The organism is Vibrio sp. CCUG 15886 (assembly GCF_028570825.1).
Classification (GTDB): domain Bacteria; phylum Pseudomonadota; class Gammaproteobacteria; order Enterobacterales; family Vibrionaceae; genus Vibrio; species Vibrio vulnificus_B.
This window is the reverse complement of the sequence record NZ_JAQQBT010000001.1, coordinates 886689-905482: the sequence shown is the minus strand read 5'-3', so window position 1 is coordinate 905482 and position 18794 is coordinate 886689. Positions and strand designations below refer to the sequence as shown.

12 protein-coding genes are annotated in these 18794 nt (G+C 48.2%); 2 read left to right on the top strand and 10 right to left on the bottom strand.

Annotated elements, in window-relative coordinates; genetic code table 11:
* Positions 1-44: 44 nt before the first annotated feature.
* From PQQ36_RS03870 to PQQ36_RS03830, 9 genes are all read right to left on the bottom strand, one after another.
* Positions 45-677: a PGAP1-like alpha/beta domain-containing protein gene (locus tag PQQ36_RS03870; RefSeq protein ID WP_172572757.1), complete on the bottom strand. Its 633-nt coding sequence runs from the start codon at positions 675-677 to the stop codon at positions 45-47.
* Between the two features lie 94 nt (positions 678-771).
* Positions 772-2643: an MFS transporter gene (locus tag PQQ36_RS03865; RefSeq protein WP_072603669.1), complete on the bottom strand. Its 1872-nt coding sequence runs from the start codon at positions 2641-2643 to the stop codon at positions 772-774.
* Positions 2644-2821: 178 nt separating this feature from the next.
* Complete coding sequence (locus PQQ36_RS03860) at positions 2822-4888, bottom strand: VIT and vWA domain-containing protein (RefSeq protein WP_047110774.1); 2067 nt, start codon at positions 4886-4888, stop codon at positions 2822-2824.
* Positions 4889-5013: 125 nt separating this feature from the next.
* Positions 5014-5769 carry a helix-turn-helix domain-containing protein gene (locus PQQ36_RS03855; RefSeq protein WP_011152512.1) on the bottom strand — a complete coding sequence of 252 codons (756 nt, stop codon included), beginning with the start codon at positions 5767-5769 and terminating at the stop codon, positions 5014-5016.
* A 125-nt stretch (positions 5770-5894) separates the two neighbouring features.
* On the bottom strand, positions 5895-8735 hold the full coding sequence (locus tag PQQ36_RS03850) for an FAD-binding and (Fe-S)-binding domain-containing protein (RefSeq protein ID WP_273660359.1): 2841 nt from the start codon (positions 8733-8735) through the stop codon (positions 5895-5897).
* Positions 8736-8904: 169 nt separating this feature from the next.
* A complete protein-coding gene (locus PQQ36_RS03845) occupies positions 8905-9564 on the bottom strand; it encodes a LutC/YkgG family protein (RefSeq protein ID WP_225465601.1) in 660 nt (219 codons plus the stop codon).
* A complete protein-coding gene (locus tag PQQ36_RS03840) occupies positions 9561-10991 on the bottom strand; it encodes a LutB/LldF family L-lactate oxidation iron-sulfur protein (protein WP_273660357.1) in 1431 nt (476 codons plus the stop codon). The genes PQQ36_RS03845 and PQQ36_RS03840 overlap by 4 nt, the downstream gene beginning before the upstream one ends.
* Entirely contained in the window at positions 10991-11746 is a 756-nt protein-coding gene (locus tag PQQ36_RS03835; RefSeq protein WP_273660356.1) for a (Fe-S)-binding protein, read from the bottom strand. The genes PQQ36_RS03840 and PQQ36_RS03835 overlap by 1 nt, the downstream gene beginning before the upstream one ends.
* 147 nt (positions 11747-11893) lie before the next feature.
* Entirely contained in the window at positions 11894-13588 is a 1695-nt protein-coding gene (locus PQQ36_RS03830) for an L-lactate permease (protein WP_273660354.1), read from the bottom strand.
* A 212-nt stretch (positions 13589-13800) separates the two neighbouring features.
* Between PQQ36_RS03830 and PQQ36_RS03825 the strand changes: the two genes are divergently transcribed.
* Both PQQ36_RS03825 and PQQ36_RS03820 read left to right on the top strand, forming a co-directional pair.
* Entirely contained in the window at positions 13801-14700 is a 900-nt protein-coding gene (locus PQQ36_RS03825; RefSeq protein WP_225500775.1) for a LysR family transcriptional regulator, read from the top strand.
* Positions 14701-14934: 234 nt separating this feature from the next.
* Positions 14935-16971 (top strand): prolyl oligopeptidase family serine peptidase, encoded by a 2037-nt coding sequence (locus tag PQQ36_RS03820; protein ID WP_273660353.1) that lies wholly within the window; start codon positions 14935-14937, stop codon positions 16969-16971.
* A gap of 182 nt (positions 16972-17153) precedes the next feature.
* On the opposite strand, the gene PQQ36_RS03815 is transcribed toward PQQ36_RS03820, so the two are convergent.
* Positions 17154-18782 carry an ABC transporter ATP-binding protein gene (locus PQQ36_RS03815; RefSeq protein WP_040110985.1) on the bottom strand — a complete coding sequence of 543 codons (1629 nt, stop codon included), beginning with the start codon at positions 18780-18782 and terminating at the stop codon, positions 17154-17156.
* Between the last annotated feature and the right edge of the window lie 12 nt (positions 18783-18794).

Sequence of the window (18794 nt, the reverse complement as noted above, 5' to 3'; positions counted from 1 at the left end):
TTGGGAGCTGTCTTTTGTTTTGATTTTGCTTATTTAGATAGCTCTTAATTAACTCTCTCGGTTTGCCTGAAGTGAGAATGTTGGATGAAATGATCGATCTGATCTGGAATATAGCGGCTATATATCATGCTGGTATGGCTATTTTTCGTCAAAACATGGTCAGTCATACCTGAGATCTTTGTCTCCTCCACCGTGACCGTCCCATCAGACATTGTCTGTGTATCCATCAGTAAGAAGGGTCTTGCACCCAATGGAATCGTGCCTGCAATACTGCCAAGCTTTTGAGGAAAATCCCAAACATCCTCATGCATATTGAGCCCATGTTTTGGCGAATTGCCAAGCATCGCACCTAAACCAAGCTCCTGAATTTTTGTTACGATGGAAGCGCCTTTGAGCGGTGACCCTATGGCCACCACATGCGAGATTTGCTGAAGGGTAGGGCGACGTGAGGCAAGATAATGTTTGATCATCAAGCCTCCCAAACTATGGCCAACCAATACATTCCCCGTCGTAGTGCTGAGCGCTTTGTCTATGGATTGGAAAACTTTTTCTTCATCAATATTGACCGTGTTGTAGGTGAGCGTTTGTGTTTGATAACCCAATTTTTTTAGGCGCAAGCTGAGAGGTTGCATGACTAAACCATGCATATATAAACCGTGTAATATAATGATTTTCATCGCTTCACTCTCCATCCCTTATTCCCTAGCGACCTGTAATGCCAAGCTACTTGGGGCGACCTAATATCTAGATTATCTCATCAAAAATAATGGCTTACTGTGAACAGGGTACAGCAACCAACTTTTGTACCTCTTGTTGCAGTTGATGTCGGTTGGTGTCAGTGCCTTCTATCGCTTCGCCAACGTTAACGCTGATTTTCGACCAGAATCGACGTGGTAAAGAGGTGAGCGCATGCCCATGTTTATGGCTGAAAAAAGATCCCCATAATCCAACTAGCCCAACGGGAATGACAGGGACAGGATTGTCTCTGAGAATCGTTTCCACACCGGGTCTAAACTCGCCCAAGCTGCCGTCCGCTGTCAGGCGACCTTCTGGAAAAATACAAACGAGTTCTCCGTTATTTAAGGCTTGAGCAATCTGTTTAAACGCATGTTGATAGGTTTTTTCACATTTTTTCGGAGAGCAGATGGGAATCACGCCTGCATGGCGGAACACATATTTCAGTAGTGGAATCTCTGCTATGCCTTTTGCCATGACGAAGCGAATCGGGCGTGGTGAAATACCCATTAAGATCAGTGCATCAACGTAACTCACGTGGTTCGCAACCAGCAGCGCTGCTCCTTGTTGGGGAATGCCGCTACGACCCTTAATCGTCACTCGATACATGATGTGACTAATCAGATAGCTGATAAATCGCTGGGTAAACTCGGGTACTTGGCGGTAAACATAAATGGCGACGGCCAAATTCATCAGTGCCAACAAGGCGAACAATTGTACAATGCTCAGTTCTACTACGGTTAAGACAAAGATGGAGAGTGCTGCGGATGCCACCATAAATAGCGAGTTCATGATGTTATTGGCCGCTATAGCTTGCGCACATTCGCCATCCTCTGCACGAGATTGAATGAAAGCGTACAGTGGAACGATGAAAAGCCCACCGCTGACTCCCACCATAAAAAGATCCGCCATTACGCGCCAGTGCTGAGCGTTCTGGACGAAATCAGCCGCTTGCCAATAGGCGGATGGAAATTGTGCCGCGTTGGGCAGAGCAAAAAGCAGGTCACAACCAAACACGGTAAGGCCAGCAATGCCAAAAGGTAGAATGCCGAGTTCCACTTGATCAAAAGAGAGTTTTTCACACAGCCATGAACCCGTAGCGACGCCAATTGAAAACAGTGCAAGCAACACAGAAACGACCGTACTATCTGCATAGAGATGTGTTTTTGCGAAGTTGGGGAACTGAGTCAGGTAGGTGGCGCCTAAAAACCAAAACCAACTGATGGCTAAGATCGCCATCCAGATTCCACGATTTTTCTGCGCATTCTTCAGCGTGCTGACTAAGCCAGAAATAGGTTTGAACTGTACTTTTTTAGCAGGTGTTTGCAATGGTAGTGCGGGCATTTTTTGGCTGCTGACAACGCCAAGCAACGCCAACACCAATACTAAGCCTGCGGTAATGTAGAGCCCATTTTCTAGCGCAATCAGCACGCCTGCGGTGAGTGTGCCGAGCAAAATAGAAACGAAGGTGCCCATCTCTACCCAAGCATTGCCTTTGACTAATTCGTTGGCTTTGAGTGCTTGTGGAAGCAGGGAGTATTTAACTGGGCCAAAATAGGCAGATTGAGTCCCAGTGAGAAAGAGCAGAATCAGCATCGCGATGTAGCTTTGCGTTAAAATGGCAATGGCGGCGCAGCCCATCACCAACAGTTCAATCTGTTTTAGGCGCTTAATTAATCGTGCCTTGTCCATATTGTCAGCGACTTGCCCAGCATGAGCTGAAAAAAGAAGGAAAGGTAAGATGAATAAGCCTGCCGCGAGATTCACAAATAAGTCAATGGGCAGTGGAAGCTGCTCCACTTGGCTATAAGTTACCATCAGCAGTAACACATTCTTATAGACATTATCGTTGAGGGCACCCAAGCACTGAGTGCAAAAGTAAGGGAAAAATCGACGCGATAAAAACATGTTAGCCTCTTTGATGTTGTTTAGTGCCTCGCTGAGTTCATTACAATCATGAAGAAAAGAACGACAGCGCTGCCACAATCCTTTGTGTCTAAATATTCAAAACGAGTACAGAAAAATGCCTCGGTTTCACTTGTCTTTTTGAGTCAGAGCGGGAACGTTGTTCCCGCTCATATTCTGTTTAAGCGTTTGTTTTACGGCGTAGCATCAATGCACCGCCAAGAATGACGATGAGCCACAGAGTCATTGAACCACCGCCGCTACCGCCGCCACCATGCGAAGGGGCTGGTTGGGTGAACATTGGCTGCTGCTTGTCCGCGCGGTTATCCGTGATACCTCGTTGTTGGCGAAGTTCTCTTGCCGCTTGTTCTTTTTCTACACGTTGTTGGTTTGTTTTACGGATGCCATTTTGCTCAAACACGGTATCTTCGACCACAAGTAACGAGGTGTAGTCCGTGAGCAAGCCATATTCCAAGGCAATAGATTCGATTGCTTGCTCGCTTTCGTTATCATTTTGCTCCAAGTACTGCATCTTGGACTCAATATCTCGAATGGCTGAGAAGGCCCATAAACGCTCAATTTCTGGGTTTTCAAGCTGCTGTTCTGCCAGTTGGATGGTCGTTTGGTACTTGCGTGTGACGCCATCGACTTTAGCTGACAGTGTAATGGTGCTTTTACCCGCTTTGTTATAGTGGCCAAAGACCGTAAGTTGCTCACCTCGATAAAGAGAATGGATGTTCTCTGGTGTCAGATCGTTGAGTTTTACCCCATCTACGTCTATGCGGATGTTGCGATACGCTTGGTGGGTTAGTTTACTGGTGACATTCATAATGTGGCCAAGAATGTCATCTGAATTGGAGATACTGGTCGCAAAGCCATTGGATACTTGCGTCATTGGTTCAAGCAGCGGTGTATTGGCGCTGTTACCCATGATGAACGTGTAGAGACGAACATCGTAGCGCTGCATCAGTTTCAGGAACTGTTTTTTCTCTGTTACACCGACATTGGCAACCCCATCGGTGACCAAAATGATCCCGGTAGTTCGGTCACTGTCTAGGCCAGATACTGCGCGTTCCAGTGCATCGTAGAGGTTGGTACCGCCGCCAGTGGCGATTTGATTGATGGTCTCAATCGCCTGTGTCACGTTATTTTGATTGACGGCGATGAAGCCGTTGGTGATCTCTTGTACTCGATTATCGAACATCAAAATTCGGAATCGATCTCCTGAGGGGAGTTTGCCTAAACCACGTTTCACGCCCTCTGTTAGGGTGGCATGCTTGCCTGACATTGAACCTGACTTATCCAGTACAAACACCCAATCACGACCTTGTTGAATAGCGGAAAGGTCATCGCCGGGGGTGAAGGTCAGCTTGATGGTTCCGCGCTCACTTTGTTGAGGGTCACGGTAGCTAACTGCTTCTAAACGACCGGGTAAACCTTCCTGTAAACGCCAATAAACGGTGATGTCTTTGTCGAGTGTAAAGGCGGGTTGTTTGGCATTCGGGCTCTGTTCTTCGACGTTTTGCTGATTGGTCACACTGGCTTGCCATACAAGATGCTCACCTTGTGGGTTTTGTGAAATGATGGCGTTAGGATGCGCTGGCAGTCTTAAACCATCAATTGGATAGGCCGAACGTACTTCCAAGTTGAAAGAAAAAGCTTGCTCAACGTGGTTATTACGAGACCAAAACGCATCCGCTGCCGCATCGACACCACCTTCTTCCATTGGGTAAACGTAGCGACCGACGCCATGATCGATTAAGGCATCTTGAAGATAAACCAGTTTAATTTTCACGCTTTGGTTTGGTAAAACAGGGAAAACTCGGATATCAAAGCTTTTGAATTCGTTTTTGTCTGTAATGGCGGTCGAGGCCCCTTGCGCTTTTTGCTCCTGATAGAGGGTTTGCGCTTTTTCTTTACTGACGGCTTCTGCAATCACTGGGCGATCATTGATCCAATAGATAAACTCGCCCACCACCGCCTTTTCAGGAATAGGAAAGGAGTAAAGTGCTTCTAAGCTTTGATCGTTAGGGTTAAAGAACTCTTGTTCAATGGATGTCGTAGCGTAACCATCTTCAATGACGACATTAACGTGGTGAGACTGAATGGTTAGTGGTTGAAAACGGCTATCGGCCGGGGTTAACAATCCGCTAGCCAATAAGCTTGGACTAACGAGCACCGATAAGATGATGACAAGGAATGCCAGCAGTTGTCTCAGTGCCGCTTTATGGTGATGTTGAATGTTCATTTTGTTGCCTCCATGAAATAACGGTGTTGCACCGTTCCAATGGCAGGCAGAATGGCAGGAGTAACCTTTTGAGGCGATTTTAATGATAAAAGTAACGTATATTGTTACTTTTGGTATGATTGGTGTTACTTTTCTCGCTCGGTCGGCCTGTTTTCTAACTCAGAAAACATGGGAAAGGTCCAACGTCGGATGGCGAGAACCATCGAGGTGCCGTGACGATCTTCAATCGCGAGTTCACTGTCATCTTGGCAGGCGGCATAAAACTCAGTGATCAATTTTTGCAGTTTCTGCTGCATTTTTTGGTTGGTCGGCGTCGACATCAATCCGGTTGCCATGACCAATTTTTCATCCGAAGCAGAGAAGTAACTGTGGAAAAACGCCTGTTGCACCTGTTGTTGGAAAAATCGTTGGATAGGACCACCTGCAATCCAAGAAAACTCTTTGGAAATCTTAAGCTTAATTCGGTTGTTCGGTTGCAATTCAATGATGCCGAGCCGATCTAACTGCGCGAGTTTTTGAATCAATTCTGGTTGGCTAAACTGGTATTGTTGGCGAATTTCCTCAAAGGTGTAGCCATTCACCACGCAAACAGAGACCAGCAGCAGGGCTTTATCGTCGATAAGTTGCTTTTCTTGCTCATAGGTCAGCGCAACAATGCCTTGATTGTGCTTGGCCACCAGTTTAAAAAGCTCGCTCATTTCCAAGCCTGCCAACTGACAAATACGTTCCAGCCTTTCTAAGCTAATCTGGCTGCCTTCTGCGAGGAGCCGTTTCACGGAGCCTTCACTGAGTGCCAGTGAGCGAGCAATGTCAGAATAGTGAACGCCTTGCAACTTGAGTTGTTTTTTAAGCTCGGCAATCAATAAGTTACATTCTGACATAGGGGCTTTCCTTTGCGTTGGAGAAGGGCTCAGTATGCCTTGATGAAAACTAAATTGCGACAGTGACGAGAGAAAAGGGCTCCAATAACGGGAGCCCAGAAGAGGAGTGGCTATCCTCGCTATTCTTAACGGGGAGATGAGGCGTCATCAACCAGGTAGAGAATGGATTGATAAGGTATGCCACTGTGATGCGACAAACCAATTTCACACGTGCGGCTATTGCTAAAGCCTCGCTGGCAATCACTGGGCACTTGCGCTTTTAACGGATGAACTGCGGCGGCGTTGAGTTCTGGGGTGGTGAATCCTTTATCGCCAGCCCAGCCACAACATTGAATATGTTCAGGAACAATGACGCGGGATGCGCACGCGTTGGCTAACGTTATCATGGCATTTTCCAGCCCCATGCGTCTTGAACTGCAAGTGACGTGTAACATGACGGTTTCGTTGAGTGGGGTAATGTCGAGATGTGGTAAGAGATACTTGCTGACAAAGCCTGTCGGCTCAAGCACTTCCATTGGTTGGCTAAACTGCTCAATGCTGCGTTTGGCACAAGGGCTGGTATCCATCAGCACAGGATAGGTCCCTTCTCGACTCGCCTGCCACAGCACTTCTTCCAGCTGTTTGGCTTTGTTTGTTGCTAATTCGTTCATTCCTTTGCTGTCGTATGGCATGCCACAACATTGATTGCTCAATTGCGCAGGGATGATCACTTCGTATCCTGCTTTCTTTATAAGTGACAATGTCACCTCTGTCAGTGGCCGTTGATCCGGAGCGTCTGCCTGTTGCCCCATGTTACGGCTGGCGCATGAAGGCATGTATACCACTTTCTTCTCTGTTGCAGTGATAGGAAATGCGGTGTTACCAAGTGAGTGTTGATTGGCGGTGGGGTACTCTGGATACCAAATGGGAGTCGACCCTTTGGTCAGTGCTCGTAAGCCATTGGTGAGTTTGCCCACCGTTGGCGCGCCAATCACCTTACTCGCTAACTGGTTAGCACGTAGACCATTTCTGGCAATGGCGGTTGTGGTGCTGAAATGGTCCGCAGTCCATTTGGCAATGGGGGTAAACTTCTGATACTTAGCGGTGCGAAGCTTTTTCACCAAATCGCCAGTATTAATGCCAACTGGGCAGCGATCGGCACACAAACCGGTTGCTGCACAGGTATCAATACCTTGATATTCAAAAACTTTCTCTAACTCGCTAGCTTGAATTTTTTCACCTGCCCGTTCTCTGCGCTGCATTTCTCGATAGAGCACGATGCGTTGACGAGGAGAAAGCGTCAGCGTTCTCGAAGGGCAAACGGGTTCACAAAATCCGCATTCAATGCAGCGATCCACCAAGGGATCGGCAGCTGGCATGGGTTTGAGGTTTTCTATATGCGAGTGGGGATTATCATTGATGATGACCCCTGGATTGAGCAGACCTTGCGGATCGAAGATCGTCTTGATCTGTTGCATCAACTGGTAGCCCTCACGGCCCCATTCTAGCTCGACATAAGGGGCCATGTTACGGCCTGTACCATGTTCTGCTTTAAGCGAGCCTTGATATTTGACCGCAACCAACTCCGCAACCTCATCCATAAACTTGCCGTAGCGGTCAATTTCTGTTTGGCTGTCAAACCCTTGGGTGAAAACAAAGTGCAAGTTACCTTCGAGAGCGTGGCCGAAAATGATCGCTTCACCGTATTGGAAACGATCAAACAAGGCTTGTAGGTCACGTACGCCGTTAGCTAAGTTTTCCACTGGGAAAGCAACGTCTTCGATAATCACCGTGGTGCCGACTTCACGTACTGCCCCTACGGCAGGGAACATGCCTTTGCGAATTCCCCATAGTGTCGCAACGGTCGCAGCATCGCTGGTAAACGGCATGGATTCAATGATGGTGTACTCTGCCAATGCATCCATAACAGATTTACATTGTAAATCTAATGTTGTTTGGCAACTTGCATGAGACTCAACCAAAATGGCCGCGGCTTCGAGATCCAACGATGGAATAAAGCTGGGCATGCCTGCTTTGTCTGCAACAGAACGCAGTGCGCGCCCATCCATCAGTTCGACGGCTGCCACGGGTAATTTGGATAACGTCGTTACGGCGCGACAGGCTTCTTCAATGGTCGCAAAGACCAACAACGCCGAGGCTTTATTGGGGTGCTCAATGACGGTGTTATAGGTGATCTCGGCAATAAAGCCTAAGGTGCCTTCTGAACCAATCATCAAGTGTTCAATGACTTCAATCGGATCTTGGTAATCCACCAGGGCATTAAGAGCGTAACCTGTGGTGTTTTTAAGACGATACTTGTGCTTAATTTTATCTGATAATTCTTTATTATCAGCCACTTGCTGGCAAAGTGCTTCGATGCCGGAGACGAGCGAAGCGTGGCTTTGCTTAAAGGCGGCGATGCTGGCTTCATCTGCGGTGTTCAGTATGGTGCCATCACTAAAAACGATCTTCATACTGTCCACGGTGCGGTAAGAGTTTTGCGCGGTGCCGCAGCACATGCCACTGGCATTATTGGCCGCTATGCCGCCGATTTTGCAGGTATTAATCGAAGCGGGATCGGGGCCAATTTTGCGCTGAAAAGGGGCCAAGTATCGATTGGCATCCGCCCCGATTACGCCAGGTTGAAGAATGATCTTATTGCCATCGTCGACAATCTCATGACCACGCCAATCGTCGGTTAGGGTGATGAGCACTGAATTAGAGACCGCTTGCCCAGACAAGCTGGTACCCGCGGCGCGAAACGTGCAGGGAACATGGAGCTCGCGGCAACTTTGAATGGCAAAAATGACTTCTTGCAAATCCTTGAGTCGTAAGACGATCTTTGGCACTAAACGATAAAAACTGGCGTCGGTGCCGTAGGCTAAGCGTTTGGCCTCTTGGGTAATGATCCGCTCTTGTTCAATGCGGGTAGCAAACACCGCAGCCAGTTTTTGATAGGTGGCGTTATCTAAGTTATTGACCATCATTGCTTCCTTTGTTTTGCAGCGTTTTTCGGTTTATGTTTTTACATTGCTGCGACGTATTTGCTCTTGATGTTTTCTATTTGGGCTAAAGCATCGTGCCATGTTTGTATGAAAACGTCACAATGGCTGAGAAACAAAACCTCAACGATGAGGCTGAGGTTACGTTTTTCGCTTATTGATCGGTAAGTAATAACACCACGAGTTCACTTGGTCCGTGCGCGCCATAGGCCAGAGTTTGTTGGATGTCAGCCGTTTTAGACGGGCCAGAAATCAACAGTGCATTGGTCGGCATATGATGCGCCCACTCTTGTTCCACCATGACCTCAAGGAAATTGCACTTGAGAGTCGATTGTTTGATCACGGCGATGTGCTTGGGAGGCACCAAGGACAAGGTTCTTGGCTCATATTCGCTTGGCCACAACACCAAAGCACCAGTGTCTGCAATACCAGCTAAAACATGAGTAATGCCGACATCGATTTGGTTAAAAAGGTCACTCTTCCATTCTTCAATGTGGCGTTCAAATTCCACCACTTTCACTTGAGCGAGCCCGTTACGAAAGGCGTGAATGTATTCTCCATCCGTGCCAATGGCGGCGGTTTGACACGCTTTGTCTGACACAATACGTGCGATGGTGGATTCGAGTTGTGACGCTTCTATCGTGTGCATTTCGGCGTGGCTGGCTTCCATGGCAGTGATGAAGCGGCGCACTTTTTCATCCTGAGTGACATTCTGTTCGTGTCCCCATGGTTGATAACTCAAGTGCGCAGAACTTTTTTCAATCGCGTTGGCGGCTTTGAGGCGATTGAGTATGTTGTTTTTCGCATGGCTCATGATTCACCTCTTTTGCGTTTTTCTGCCATCAATTGGTGTAAGGATTTTTCTGCCGGTTTTGGCGCAGTGCGGCATTGTGTCCAAGGCCCGAGATTTGCCGGAAGTAGGTTACGCATTTTGCTGGCGATGGCCGTGCCTGCATGGTAGAGCGAGGGATGGCTAGCGGCGTAAGCAAAGCCTTTCATTGCTGCCGTTTCCAACCCACTGTGCGCCGCGTTTTGGCCGCGAAGTGGAGCATGGTTTGGCATGGGATCATTTTTTGCTTCTCGTCGCAGGCGTTGCAACATTTCAGGAATGGGGATGCGTACCGGGCATACTTCTCCACAAGCGCCGCAAAGGCTTGATGCGGTAACAAGATCCTGTGTTTTTTCCAATCCTAGTAAATGAGGAGAGATGATCTTACCAATAGGGCCGGGATAGACGGTGCCATAGGCATGGCCACCAATTTTGGTGTAAACAGGGCAGTGATTCATGCAGGCGCCACAGCGAATACATTGCAGCGTTTTGCGTAACTCTTCATCTTGATAAGCTTGTGAGCGGCCATTATCAAGTAGCACCAAATGCACTTCTTGTGGGCCATCTTTTTCACCATTTTTACGTGGTGAGGTAATCATATTGAAATAGGTGGTAATCGCTTGCCCGGTCGCACTACGGGTTAATGCGCTGTAGAGCGGCGGCACATCGGTCAAAAACTCCACTACCTTTTCAATGCCAGTAATCGCAATGTGCACATTCGGCACGGTGGTGGACATGCGCCCGTTCCCTTCGTTTTCCACCAAACACAAGGTACCTGTTTCAGCAACGGCAAAGTTGACGCCAGATAAACCAATATCGGCATCGTGAAATTTTTGTCGTAAGCGCTGGCGGCCAGTTTGAATCAAAGCATCTACATCGGTTGTTGGCGTGAAGTTGTCGAGATTTTTCTCGAAGGTATCACTCACTTCCTGCTTATTTTTGTGGATGGCCGGCATGATGATATGGGAAGGCTTGTCGCCGTCGAGTTGGACGATGTATTCCCCCATATCACTCTCTAAGCACTCAATCCCCAGTTTCGCCATCTCATGGTTCATCTCAATCTCTTCGCTGACCATCGATTTACCTTTGATGATCATTTTCGCCTGATGAGCGTTAGCAATGCTGGCAATGATGCTATTGGCTTCGTCAGTATTTTCTGCCCAATGGACATGAATACCGTTGCGATAGCAGTTGAACTCAAGCTTTTCTAGCAGTTGCGGTAACTTGCTTAAGCAGCGTTGACGAATGGCTTCCGCCAGATCTCGAATCGCTTTTTCCTCGGCAGGATCGGCAAAGGCGAGTTTACGTTTGTCGCGCAGATAATCCATCGCACCACGGAAGTTGGCTCTGAGCTGCGGGTCCGCGAGTGCGACTTTGGCTTGCTGATGGAACTGTTGCGGAGTTTGTGACATTAGGCTTTCCCCCCAGTTCGTTCGAGTAGAAAACTGGCCAAGTGGCGACCTTTGATCGCTTTACCTTGATATTCAAATGCCCCGTTGATATTGAGCAAGCAGCCCCAGTCTGCGCTAACGAGTGTCTCAGCGGCAGTGGCCTCGATATGGCGAGTTTTGTCTTCCACCATGGCTTGAGAAATGTTGGGATGACGAACAGAGAATGTCCCGCCAAAGCCGCAGCACTCGCTTTCGTAATCTTGCATGCGCAGTTCAACATTATCGAGTTGTGAAAGCAGTTCTGTTGCGGTGACATGCACATTCATTTCCCGACGAGCCGCGCAGGAAGTGTGCATCACCACTGAGGTTGGTTGACCTTGGTCATTGAGCTTGACACGACACACATTGACGAGAAATTCGGTGAGCTCAAAAACTCGGTCACAGAATTGGCTCACTTGGGCTTCGTGCGAATCGCCTTTAAAAAGACGTCGGTAATGATGATGCATCATACCGCCACACGATCCCGATAACACAATCACGGGGTAGCTTTGCGGAAATAATTCAATTTGGCTGAGGGCAACTTGTTTGGCTTCTTCATCGTATCCAGAAGAGTAAGCTGGCTGGCCGCAACAGGTTTGTTTTTCAACAAAGATAACGTCAATGCCTTGCTGCTCGAGTAGTGTCATGGCATCGAGCCCTGCTTCTGGGTCAAACATGTCGACGAGGCAAGTGGCGTAGAAATAAACTTTGTCAGGTTTTGCCGGATAAATACGCATTGGCAGTGCTCCCGTGTAAAGAATGGCGTAGTGGTCAGCGGATAGCGCAGTGACTACGCTATGGTTGTCGGGGTATGCGACCGCTACGCCATATTGGTTTGGCGGCAGGTTGCACCTGCCACTCGTTGTCGTTATGAATCTGGCTATCTACGGTGTCATGAGTGCATCGGTGATCTGCAAACCGTAAATCAGTGTCAAACCGATGATGCCCGTGACTACAAGGTAGTAGAAAGTTGGGATAATGGTTTTGCGCAGCGTCGCACCTTCGCGACCGAGCAGCCCAACAGTGGCAGAAGCGGCAACCACGTTGTGAATGGCGATCATGTTACCCGCTGCCGCGCCCACCGCTTGCAGTGCTACCACAACCGCGCTGGAGATGGTCAAGGTTTGCGCCACTTCAAATTGAAACTGGCTGAACATCATATTTGACACAGTATTGGAACCGGCGATGAATGCCCCCAAGGCACCAACGGTGGCACTCAACGCCGGAAATGCAGAGCCAACTAAGTCAGCGGCGAAATTTGCGGTGGTGACGGGCATACTGGCGAGATCCGCCGCGTTGACACCCGAGTTGATAAATATGCGAACCATTGGAATGGTGAAGATGAGTACAAAGCCAGCTCCAACGAGGGTTTTACTGGATTCGCCCAGCGCTTTTGCCATTGGTTTGAGGCTGCCAGCTTGAATGAGCACGGCAAGTAGCGCGACAAACACTAAGATGCCACCAGGTAAATAAAGTGGTTGGAACGCTGTACTGATGCCAGCTTCGCCTAAGATAGTCCCAGAACTGATGCTGATACCCGTTAACAGGGCTTTGAAATCAGCACTCACGCGGCTGGCGACGAGAATCACTGCCAAAAGCACGTAAGGTGTCCAAGCTTTTACCAGACTCATCGGTTTGCCTTGCACTTGTTCAAGATCGATTTTGAGTGAGCCTAACCATTCTGCTGGCCATTTGTCCTCGGCTTCAAAATCCCATTGTGACTTCGGCACGAGAAAGCCTTTTTTGGCCGCCGTTACTACAATAGCAAGACCGACCAAACCACCAATCAAAGAAGGAAACTCAGGGCCTAAGAAAACGCCAGTTAAGGCATAAGGGACAGTGAAAGCGAAACCCGCAAATAGGGCGAACGGAAGAATATCTAACCCTTCACTCCAACTGCGATTTTTGCCAAAGAAGCGTGTCAGCATCATTGCCATCAGCACTGGCATGATGGTGCCAACAGTGGCGTGGATCATCGCCACGCTTGAAGTGATTTGCTGTAGGTAAATATCCCAACTTGAGCCGTGAGCGATCAAGGCTTCGCTGATGTTATGCGTATCAAGACCTTTGTTCACACCGACAATAATGGGTGTCCCAACGGCACCAAAAGAAACCGGTGTGGATTGGATCATCATTCCCATCAGTACCGCCGCAAGCGCGGGAAAACCAATGGCGACCAGAAGAGGTGCGGCAATCGCAGCGGGCGTACCAAAACCAGATGCGCCTTCAATAAAAGAACCGAAACACCAAGCGATAATGATCGCCTGTACGCGGCGGTCAGCGGAGATATCGGTAAAGCCGTTGCGAATAGTGGTGATGGCTCCGGTGTGTTTCAACGTGTTCAGCAGGAAAATAGCGCCAAATACAATCCACAACACGGAGACGGTAATGCCAAGGCCTTGCAGCACAGAGGCGATCACGCGGGTGGTGGACATGTCCCAACCAAAGAGTGCAATCACCACAGTGAGTGCGAAGGCAACTGGCATGGCTTTTTTAGCAGGCCAGTTAAGACCGACCAGTAGGATGGCAGCGACCACAATTGGCGAAAAGGCCAAAAGGGCTAACAATGTTTCACTCATAAGTACTTCCTCGTACAGCTTGATCAACCTTGATGGAGTAGGGGTATCAGGTTGGTCTGACTTCCAATTGCAGTGTTCAACTGACACGGATAATTGAAAAAAGCTTATTGTTTTTGTAATGGGCTTGTTAATTTGGCGTGAATTTACCCCTTTATTTTTTATTGATATAGGGAAATAATGAAAATCATTCCTTCCAAAAATGACATAATCCAATGCGTGCAGATGACTTAATCTTATTTAGCCAAGTGGTTGAAAAGGGCAGTTTTAGTAAGGTGGCTGAAGAAAATAGCCTTACAAATTCGGTGGTTAGTAAAAGAATTGCGCGACTTGAAGAAGAAATTGGCGCTCAATTATTATATCGGACAACGCGAAAATTGACGTTGACCGAGGCGGGCAAGGCGTTACTGCATAGTGCCAAAAATGTGAAGCAAGCCACTCAGGAGGCTATGGATGCCGTTGCAGGCTTTGGAGAGAATGTCAGTGGCCATATCAAAATGTCGGTACCGACGATTTCGGGTGATTTGATATTGGCGGATGCGGTTGCCGAATTTTGTAACCAGCACCCAGGATTAACCGTCGATATGTCGTTAGATAACCGATTTGTTGACCTCGTGTCAGGCGGCTATGATCTGGTCATTCGCACCGGCTATCTTGAGGATTCCAGCTTGATTGCTAGGCACATTCTCGACTCCCAATGGGTGGTGTGCGCTTCTCCTTCCTACATTGCCAAACATGGCAAACCGCTAATCCCTTCTGATTTAACTCAACACAACTGCTTGCAGTATGCCTACCAAACCACAGGAGCGTCGGAGTGGGAGTTTAAGGGGGAAAAAGGCAACTACATTGTGCGAGTGGCAGGGTGTTTTTCGACCGACAACGCAACGGCTTTGCGCAAAGCGGCGTTAGGTGGCCATGGTATTGCCTATGTTCCTCGCTGCTTGGTGTACCACGATTTTCGTAATGGTCAGCTGGTGGATATTTTTCCAGAACAAGTTGGTAAAAAATTGGGCATCTATGCGGTCTATCCGTTCACTCGCCAGCCACCGAATAAAGTGCGTTTATTAATTGAACATATTCGAGAGCGTTATCTGACCATTTCCCACTATTTTTGAGTGTTGCTGATATTGAGAGGCACTGACTTTGATTGATGATAAGTAATAAATTGCGATTGAGTCATCATTTCAAGAAATGTTGCAATCTTTACCTTGAAAACCGCGCAGTAAGCCCTAAGTTAAGGGGTGAAAATTATTCTCATTACAACCATAAGCAAACCCTAAAGCATGAAGGCCATTTGGCCTTCATGCTTTTTATAGAAAGTGCTTCACACAAAGAGTCACAAGGACGTTATGCAATACATCAAAACACGTAAAGACCCAATTGTTGATCATTACTTTGGCCATGCGGTGGCCGATCCCTATCGTTGGTTAGAAGACGATCGCAGTGCAGAAACCACAGAGTGGGTATCAGGGCAAAACGCCATCACATTTGACTATCTAGGCCAGATTGGTTTTCGCCAGCAACTCAGAGAGCAAATCGCCGCGAGTCAAGATTACGAAAAATCTTCTCAGCCTTTTGTGCATGGGGAATACACCTACTTCTACAAAAATGACGGCTTACAAAACCAAAGTGTCCTCTATCGCCGCAAAGGTGATGAAGCTGCGCAGGTATTTCTTGACCCGAACGGGTTTTCTGACGATGGCACGACCTCACTTTCTGGCGTGTTTTTCTCAAAAGATGACTCGCTGGTGGCGTACACCATTTCTGAAGGGGGAAGTGACTGGCGCAAGATTTTTGTGATCGATGCCGAAACAGGTGAGCAAATCGAACCTGAAATTGTCGATGCGAAATTTACTGGTGTGTCGTGGTTGGGCAATCAAGGCTTTTACTACTCGCGTTATGACAAGCCGCAAGGCAGCGAGCTGTCAGCCAGAACAGAACAGCACAAACTCTATTACCATCAACTGGGCACGCCACAATCCGATGATGTGTTGGTTTTCGGCGAGGCGGAAGGCGAACTGCATCGCTACGTTTATGGACAGACAAGCGAAGACGATCGCTACTTGGTAATCAGTGGCCACGAGTCAACGTCGGGTAACCGCTTGTTTTATGTCGATCTGCAAAGTGATGAGCGCCAGATTTACACCTTGTTGGATCATGTGGACTCTGATACGCATTTGCTGGATTCGACCGACCGTGAGTTTCTTCTCTACACCAACTTGGATGCGCCAAACGGTAAAGTAGTGAGTGTGGACATTGAAAGTGGTCAATGGCGTGATTTAATCGCCGAGCAAGATCAGCCTCTCGAGGTGGTTGCGGCAGGTGGTTATCTTTTTGCGACCTACATGGTTGATGTGCTGTCAAAAGTCGTGCAGTACAGCAACCAAGGGGAAAAAGTTCGAGAAATTACGCTGCCCGGAGAAGGCACCGCAACGGGGCTCGAAGGGAAGAAAAGCCAAACCACGCTCTACTACACATTCACCAATTACGTCACACCGCCGACGATTTTCTCGCTGGATGTGAACAGCGGTGAATCGCAGGTGTTCCAAGAGTCTAAAGCGCCGTTTGATCGTCACCAATACGAATCTCAACAGGTGTTCTACCCATCGAAAGATGGCACCTTGATCCCGATGATCATCTCCTATAAGAAAGGGATTGAACTCAACGGTAAAAATCCGACGATTCTCTATGGTTACGGTGGTTTCGATGTCAGTTTGACGCCTGCCTTCTCAGGCATGGTGGCGAGTTGGCTTGAGTTGGGTGGCGTTTACGCGGTCGCTAACTTACGTGGTGGCGGCGAATACGGCAAGGCTTGGCATAATGCTGGAACGCAATTGCAAAAGCAGAACGTGTTTGATGACTTTATTGCCGCTGCAGAATATTTAATTGAACAGCAATACACCAGTTCGGACTATTTGGCGATTCGTGGTGGTTCAAATGGTGGTTTGCTTGTGGGTGCCTGTATGACTCAGCGGCCAGAACTCTTCAAAGTGGCACTGCCTGCAGTTGGGGTGTTGGATATGCTGCGCTACCACACTTTCACCTCTGGTGAAGGTTGGAAATACGACTACGGCACCTCGGCGCAAAGTGAAGAGATGTTCCAGTATTTGTTGGGCTACTCTCCGGTACACAACGTCAAGGAAGGTACAGCCTACCCAGCAACCCTTGTGACCACGGCCGATCACGATGATCGTGTTGTGCCTGCGCACTCTTATAAGTTCATTGCCGAGCTGCAAGAGAAGCACCAAGGCGTGAATCCGGTATTGATCCGAATTGATGTCAATGCCGGGCACGGCGCGGGTATGCCGATGAGTAAAATGATTGATCTCTCCGCAGATATCTATGCGTTTACGCTGTTCAATATGGGAATCACCGCATTAAAGTAATCCGTTTACTCATCTAAGGGATGTAAAAATGCCGCGATATGGTCGCGGCATTTTTGTTTGTGACGCTTATTTTCAGCCCAAGTCACTATTGGGTTGGCGGCCAAGCCAAAGAACAGCCATGTTCTACTTTTTCCATTGACATTGTAATGTGAACTTGCGAGTTGGTCCTCGTTTGGGTCGACTTAAGCGACTTCTTCAATCTGTGGCTCATCGAGATCAAACGACGCGCTGATGAGCTTTTTGGTGTAGTCACTTTGCGGCTGGTGGAAAATATCGTCAGCACTGCCTTGCTCCATCACTTCACCTTTTTGCATCACCAGGACGCGATCAGACAAGGCTTTAACCACTGAAAGATCATGGCTAATAAACAGATAGCCAATGTTGTATTTTTTCTGCAGATCTTTAAGCAGGTCGATGACCGTAAGCTGAACAGAGCGATCCAGTGCCGAGGTGGGTTCATCGAGCAGAATAAACGCAGGTTTGAGGATCAACGCCCGTGCAATTGCAATGCGCTGACGCTGGCCACCGGAAAATTCGTGTGGATAACGATTGATCGACGTCGGATCCAAACGCACTTCTTCCAGCGCTTCGCGTGCCATGCTCATACGCTGCTGCTTGCTTAGCTCAGGGCGGTGAACCGTCAACGCTTCGGTGATGATTTCGCCCACTGTCATACGCGGTGACAACGAACCATATGGGTCTTGAAACACCATCTGTACTTGTTTCTTGAGGTCAAAACGTGCTTTTTCGCTCAATTGAGCAAGTGATTGACCTTGAAATTCGATCTCACCAGTGGAAGGCAACAAACCGATGAGCGCGCGACCGAGTGTCGATTTTCCAGAACCCGACTCACCGACGATACCGAGTGTTTCGCCTTGCTTTAATTGCAGCGAGATGCCTTTGACTGCTTCGAAGTATTGGTTTCGACTCGGTAAAAAGTGCGGTTTAACGAGAAACTTAACACGAATGTCTTGCGCTTTGAGCAGCATCGGGGCAGATTCATCAACCGCTTCTTTGCTTCCCTTAGGAATCGAATTGATCAGCATCTTGGTATAGTCGTGCTGAGGGTTGGCAAACAACGCTTGCGTGCTCCCTTCTTCAACGACTTCCCCTTTGCACATCACCAGCACGCGATCGGCCAAATGTTTCACCACGCCCAAATCATGGGTGATGAACAGAATCGCCATGCCCATTTTGGCTTGAATCTCTTTGATCAGATAGAGCACTTCCGCTTGAACGGTAACATCTAGTGCGGTCGTGGGTTCGTCGGCAATCAAAATTTCGGGTTCATTGATCAACGCCATTGCGATCATGATGCGTTGCAATTGACCACCAGAAAATTCGTGAGGGAATTTTGAATAAGCCTGTTGCGGATTCGGCAAATGAACGAGTTCGAACAACTCGAGTACCCGGTGTTTGGCCTGTTTTTGCGTCACCTTACGGTGACACATTATTGCTTCTGCAACTTGGATGCCCACACGCATAAACGGATTGAGTGACGTCATTGGCTCTTGGAAAATCATCCCGATGCGATCGCCCCGGACCTTGCGCATCGCTTGCTCTGATTTCTCAAGAATCGATTCCCCTTCAAATAAAATCGAGGAATCCGGATGGACAATCGCGTTATTGGGCAACAGTTTCATCAAAGCACTGGAAGAGACAGACTTGCCAGAGCCAGATTCACCAACAATCGAGAGGGTTTCTCCAGCTTGGAGATCGAAGCTAACATTCTTAACTGCATCGACGATTCCATCGTTGGTCTTAAAACTGACCGAGAGGTTGTTCACCGTAAGAATGGTTCTTGATGACATTGTAATTCCTTG